Origin of the sequence: Streptomyces niveiscabiei (assembly GCF_001419795.1) — a bacterium.
GTDB classification, from domain to species: Bacteria; Actinomycetota; Actinomycetes; order Streptomycetales; family Streptomycetaceae; genus Streptomyces; species Streptomyces niveiscabiei.
Genome location: NZ_LIRL01000334.1, coordinates 1 through 5,130, shown reverse-complemented (window position 1 = coordinate 5,130; position 5,130 = coordinate 1). Strand labels below are relative to the sequence as shown.

At 71.6% G+C, this 5,130-nt stretch carries 6 protein-coding genes; 3 read left to right on the top strand and 3 right to left on the bottom strand.

The genetic code is table 11. The features are described from left to right. Positions 1-22 precede the first annotated feature (22 nt). Together AOK24_RS17130 and ypfJ are read right to left on the bottom strand one after the other, a co-directional pair. Positions 23-436 (bottom strand): VOC family protein, encoded by a 414-nt coding sequence (locus AOK24_RS17130; protein WP_055720943.1) that lies wholly within the window; start codon positions 434-436, stop codon positions 23-25. A gap of 82 nt (positions 437-518) precedes the next feature. Continuing rightward, positions 519-1,409 (bottom strand): KPN_02809 family neutral zinc metallopeptidase, encoded by an 891-nt coding sequence (ypfJ, locus tag AOK24_RS17125; RefSeq protein ID WP_055720942.1) that lies wholly within the window; start codon positions 1,407-1,409, stop codon positions 519-521. A 190-nt stretch (positions 1,410-1,599) separates the two neighbouring features. Here ypfJ and AOK24_RS17120 point away from each other — a divergent pair, with 190 nt between their 5' ends. From AOK24_RS17120 to AOK24_RS17110, 3 genes are all read left to right on the top strand, one after another. Further along, on the top strand, positions 1,600-3,198 hold the full coding sequence (locus AOK24_RS17120; protein WP_055720941.1) for an ABC-F family ATP-binding cassette domain-containing protein: 1,599 nt from the start codon (positions 1,600-1,602) through the stop codon (positions 3,196-3,198). 345 nt (positions 3,199-3,543) lie between these two features. Continuing rightward, positions 3,544-3,765 (top strand): helix-turn-helix domain-containing protein, encoded by a 222-nt coding sequence (locus AOK24_RS17115; protein ID WP_010355597.1) that lies wholly within the window; start codon positions 3,544-3,546, stop codon positions 3,763-3,765. Positions 3,766-3,883: 118 nt separating this feature from the next. Further along, positions 3,884-4,675: an enoyl-CoA hydratase/isomerase family protein gene (locus tag AOK24_RS17110; RefSeq protein ID WP_055720940.1), complete on the top strand. Its 792-nt coding sequence runs from the start codon at positions 3,884-3,886 to the stop codon at positions 4,673-4,675. 6 nt (positions 4,676-4,681) lie between these two features. On the opposite strand, the gene AOK24_RS17105 is transcribed toward AOK24_RS17110, so the two are convergent. Continuing rightward, positions 4,682-5,130, bottom strand: a 449-nt coding sequence (locus AOK24_RS17105; protein WP_055720939.1) for a hypothetical protein, incomplete at its 5' end; no start/stop codon positions are given.

Here is a 5,130-nt window from a genome sequence, read left to right as displayed (position 1 = left end):
CACCCCCCACAGCCTCCTCATCTCACCCCCTGACCTCCGGCGCGTACGTCCCGAACGACCACACGTTGCCCTCCAGGTCCCGCGCCATGTAGTCCCGCGCCCCGTAGTCCTGGTCGGTCGGCGGCATCAGGATCTCCGCGCCCTGCTCCACCGCCCGCCGGTGATGCGCGTCCACGTCGTCCACCACGACGTACGTCCCCGTCGGACCCGCGCCCTTCATCGCCGTGTCGAAGGCTCCGCCCCGCCCCTTGGAGCCGAGCATCACGACCCCGTTCCCGTACACCAGCTCGGCGTGGAGGATCACCCCGCCCTCGCCCTCGTACACCGTCAGTTCCGTGAAGCCGAAGGCTTCCGTGAGCTGCCGGATCGCCGCCTTCGCGTCGCTGTACAGCACCGTCGGACAGATGCTCGGACGCCCGCTCGCCGCTCCCGCCATGCCGACCACTCCCTGACCGATCCCTGTGGATTCCTGCCGGAAAATCACCTGTCGCCCAGTCTGGCACCCGCCACTGACAACGTCAGCGGAACGTGTCGCACCGCTCCATGTCACCGCCGCGGTACCCGGTGTCGAACCACTGCTGCCGCTGCCGCGCCGACCCGTGCGTCCAGGACTCCGGCGTGACCCGTCCCTGGAACCGCTCCTGGATCCGGTCGTCCCCGACGGAGGCCGCCGCGTCGAGCCCGTCGCGGATGTCGGCGGCGTCGACGTCCGTCAGCAGGGGCCGCCCGGTCGCGGAGTCCTTCGTGGTGGTGGCGTGCCGCGCCCAGACACCGCCGTAGCAGTCCGCCTGGAGCTCGACCTTCACGGCGTTGCTGTCCGCGCCCGTACGCCCGTCCTGCGACCGCCTCAGCGTGCCGAGGAGGTCCTGGACGTGGTGGCCGTACTCGTGCGCGACGACGTACGCCTGCGCGAAGGCGCCGCCGCTCGCCCCGAACTTCGTGCGCAGCTCCTCGAAGAAGCCGAGGTCGAGGTAGACCTTGCGGTCGCCGGGGCAGTAGAACGGCCCGACGGCGGCGCTCGCGGCCCCGCACGCGGTGTTCACGCGCCCGCTGAACAGGACCGTCGGCGACGGCGTGTACGTCCCGCCGCGCCGCCGGAACTCCTCGCTCCAGTAGTCCTGCACGCTGTTGACGACGGCCACGATCCGGCAGTCGTCCTTGGTGTTCGCGTCCCGCCCGGTCCGGCAGGTCTGCTGCACCTGCGCCAGGGAGGAGGCGGTGGCGGTCGGCTCGTCGCTCCCCGAGGAGAGCCCGAGCTGGTCGGGGCCGACGCCGAGGAACAGCGCCAGCAGGAGCGCGATCACCCCGGCGATCCCGCCGCCGACAGTGGCCCGCCCGCCGGGGATCCGGCTTCCGCGCACGTCCTGCACCTCGGAGGTGTCCAGCGGCGCGTCGTCGTCGAACTGCATGCGCCCAGCGTGCCGCGCGAACGGCGCCCCCGCCCCCGCAGCTCACCCGGACGGGCCGGCGCCCGGGCCCGCAAAAGCGCTTGCGAGCCCCCGTTAGACTGGCCTCATGGCCATTCTCCTCGCGCATTAGACGACGGGATCGTCCGCACACCCTCGTCCAGTCATCCCAAACACGCCCTGGAGTCTGTCCGTGATCTCCGCCTCCGGTATCGAACTGCGCGCCGGCGCCCGCATCCTCATCGAGAGCGCCACCTTCCGCGTCGCCAAGGGCGACCGCATCGGCCTCGTCGGCCGCAACGGCGCCGGCAAGACGACCCTGACGAAGGTCCTGGCCGGCGAGGGCCAGCCCGCCGCGGGCCAGGTCGCCCGCTCCGGCGAGGTCGGCTACCTCCCCCAGGACCCGCGCACCGGCGACCTCGACGTCCTCGCCCGCGACCGCATCCTCTCCGCGCGCGGGCTCGACGTACTGATCCGCAAGATGCGCGACAACGAGCAGCGCATCGCCAACGGCAGCGGCGCCACCCGCGAGAAGGCCCTGCGGCAGTACGAGCGCCAGGAGACCGAGTTCCTCACCAAGGGCGGGTACGCCGCCGAGGCGGAGGCCGCGACGATCGCCGCCGCGCTGAACCTCCCCGACCGCGTGCTCGGCCAGCCCCTGCACACGCTCTCCGGCGGTCAGCGCCGCCGCGTGGAGCTGGCCCGCATCCTGTTCTCCGACGCGGACACGCTCCTGCTCGACGAGCCGACGAACCACCTCGACGCCGACTCGATCGTCTGGCTGCGGGACTACCTGAAGACCTACCGGGGCGGCTTCATCGTCATCTCCCACGACGTGGACCTCGTCGAGACGGTCGTCAACAAGGTGTTCTACCTGGACGCCAACCGCGCCCAGATCGACGTCTACAACATGGGCTGGAAGCTCTACCAGCAGCAGCGCGAGGCCGACGAGAAGCGCCGCAAGCGCGAGCGGCAGAACGCCGAGAAGAAGGCCGCCGCCCTGCACTCGCAGGCCGACAAGATGCGCGCCAAGGCCACCAAGACGGTCGCCGCGCAGAACATGGCCAAGCGCGCCGACCGGCTGCTGGCGGGCCTGGAGGCGGTCCGCGCCTCCGACAAGGTCGCCAAGCTCCGCTTCCCCGAGCCCGCGCCCTGCGGCAAGACCCCGCTGATGGCGGAGGGCCTGTCGAAGTCGTACGGCTCCCTGGAGATCTTCACGGACGTCGACCTCGCCATCGACAAGGGCTCGCGCGTCGTCATCCTCGGCCTCAACGGCGCGGGCAAGACGACCCTGCTGCGCCTCCTCGGCGGCGTCGAGAAGCCCGACACGGGCGAGGTCAGGCCCGGTCACGGTCTCAAGCTCGGCTACTACGCGCAGGAGCACGAGACGCTCGACCCGGAGCGCACGGTCCTGGAGAACATGCGCTCCTCCGCGCCCGACCTCGACCTCGTGGAGGTCCGCAAGACGCTCGGCTCGTTCCTGTTCTCCGGGGACGACGTCGACAAGCCCGCGGGCGTCCTGTCCGGCGGTGAGAAGACCCGGCTCGCGCTCGCGACCCTCGTCGTCTCCTCGGCCAACGTCCTGCTGCTCGACGAGCCCACCAACAACCTCGACCCGGCCTCCCGCGAGGAGATCCTCGGCGCGCTGCGCACCTACAAGGGCGCCGTCGTCCTCGTCACCCACGACGAGGGCGCGGTGGAGGCGCTCCAGCCCGAGCGGATCATCCTGCTGCCGGACGGCGTCGAGGACCTGTGGGGCGCGGACTACGCGGATCTGGTCGCCCTGGCTTGATCGAATGGATGATCCACTGAGTATGGATCATTCGGCCTACCGGTGATCCATCATCTGTGTGAGATCTCCTCGTATCGAGGTGTGTCCGTTCCGCTTTTCCCGGCCGGTCCCTTTGTCGACAACCGTCGACGGGGGGCCGGCCTTCGTTCCTCTCTGACCTGCGTGTTCACGCAAAGTGGCGTTCGACGGAGCGGACGCGGCCGTTCGGAATATCACCTTCCGTTTGTGGAGACGTGCTCCTGTCGTCAAAACCCTCACCCACGGACCTTGCCGAATGGGTGGCCAGGATCGCCGGGAGGGGTGATCATGAGGGGACCAGAGCGCACTTCCCATGAGGAGGCACGGGTGGCCGAGACTCTGAAGAAGGGCAGCCGGGTGACCGGCGCCGCGCGCGACAAGCTCGCGGCAGACCTGAAGAAAAAGTACGACTCCGGGGCGAGTATCCGGGCGCTGGCCGAAGAGACCGGCCGCTCGTATGGCTTCGTCCACCGGATGCTCAGCGAGTCGGGCGTCACGCTCCGTGGGCGTGGCGGCGCGACGAGGGGCAAGAAGGCCGCTACGTCCTGACGTCGGGCGGCCCATCGTTCCTCGATGGTGGCCACCCGGTCGGCGCACTGATCGACCGGGTGGTTACTGTGCAGTCACTTAGCTGTACTCAGGTGACCGCACCCATCGGAGGCGCCCCATGGCTTCGCTCGCACCGGCACTGGACAAGGACGGCGTACGGCTCACCGTCGACGACACGCTCGCCACGGTGACGCTGACCAACCCGGCCAAGCGCAATGCGCAGAGCCCCGCGATGTGGCGGGCGCTCGCCGAGGCCGGGCGGTCACTGCCGGGCTCCGTCCGCGTCGTCGTGCTGCGCGGCGAGGGCAAGTCCTTCTCCGCCGGGCTCGACCGGCAGATGTTCACGCCCGAGGGCATCGAGGGCGAACCGTCCTTCGTGGACCTCGCGCGCCGTGGCGACGCCGAACTCGACGCCGCCATCGCCGGGTTCCAGGAGGGCTTCACCTGGTGGCGGCGCAGCGACGTCGTGTCCATCGCCGCCGTCCAGGGCCACGCCATCGGCGCGGGCTTCCAGCTCGCGCTCGCCTGTGACCTGCGCGTCGTCGCCGACGACGTGCAGTTCGCCATGCGCGAGACCAGCCTGGGCCTCGTCCCCGACCTCACGGGCACCCACCCGCTGGTCTCCCTCGTCGGCTACGGCCGCGCCGCCGAGATCTGCCTGACCGGCCGCTACGTCCACGCCGACGAGGCCCTCCGCATCGGCCTCGCCAACACGGTCGTCCCCGCCGCCGACCTCGACAAGGCCGTACAGGACCTCACGGCCACCCTCCTCGCGGCCCCCCGCGACGCCGTCGTGGAGACGAAGGCCCTCCTCCAGGGCGCGGCAGGCCGCTCGTACGACGACCAGCGCACGGCGGAACGCACGGCACAGGCCCGCAGGCTCAGGGACCTGGCGGGGCTGGGGGAGTAGGGCGGGTCACCCCACCGCCGTCACCAGCACCGCCACACTCGGCCCGCCCGGCAGCCGCTGCGCCGCCGCGCGGGCCTCGCGCGCCACGTCCAGCGTCCGCAGGTCCGCGCGTACGGCGATCTCCACGCGCGCGTGCGTGCGCGGCAGCGCGTTCGTCCCGGCCCGCTCCTCCAGGCGTACGGTGCCGCCCAGGACGCCCGGCACCCCGGCCAGGGCGTCCGGCACGGTGCCCTGCCACGGCCGGAGCGGCTCCGGCTCGTCCGGCGGGTCCTCCGGGAGGACCAGGCCCGTCACCCGCAGGTCGATCTCCGTGACGACGAGTCCGAGGCGCTGCGCCGACGCCGCCGCGAGGGCCGCGCGCAGCCGGGCGGCCGAGTTCGGCAACGGCTCCGTCGGGCGGGCGGAGAACTCCGCGGTCATCTTCAGGGGGCCCGGCGGGAGGGCCGTCGGGGGCG

Excerpts from the sequence above, each read along its gene's own strand:
- AOK24_RS17130 (WP_055720943.1), bottom strand. The coding sequence starts at position 436 with ATGGCGGGAGCGGCGAGCGGGCGTCCGAGCATCTGTCCGACGGTGCTG.
- ypfJ (WP_055720942.1), bottom strand. The coding sequence starts at position 1,409 with ATGCAGTTCGACGACGACGCGCCGCTGGACACCTCCGAGGTGCAGGAC.
- AOK24_RS17110 (WP_055720940.1), top strand. The coding sequence starts at position 3,884 with ATGGCTTCGCTCGCACCGGCACTGGACAAGGACGGCGTACGGCTCACC.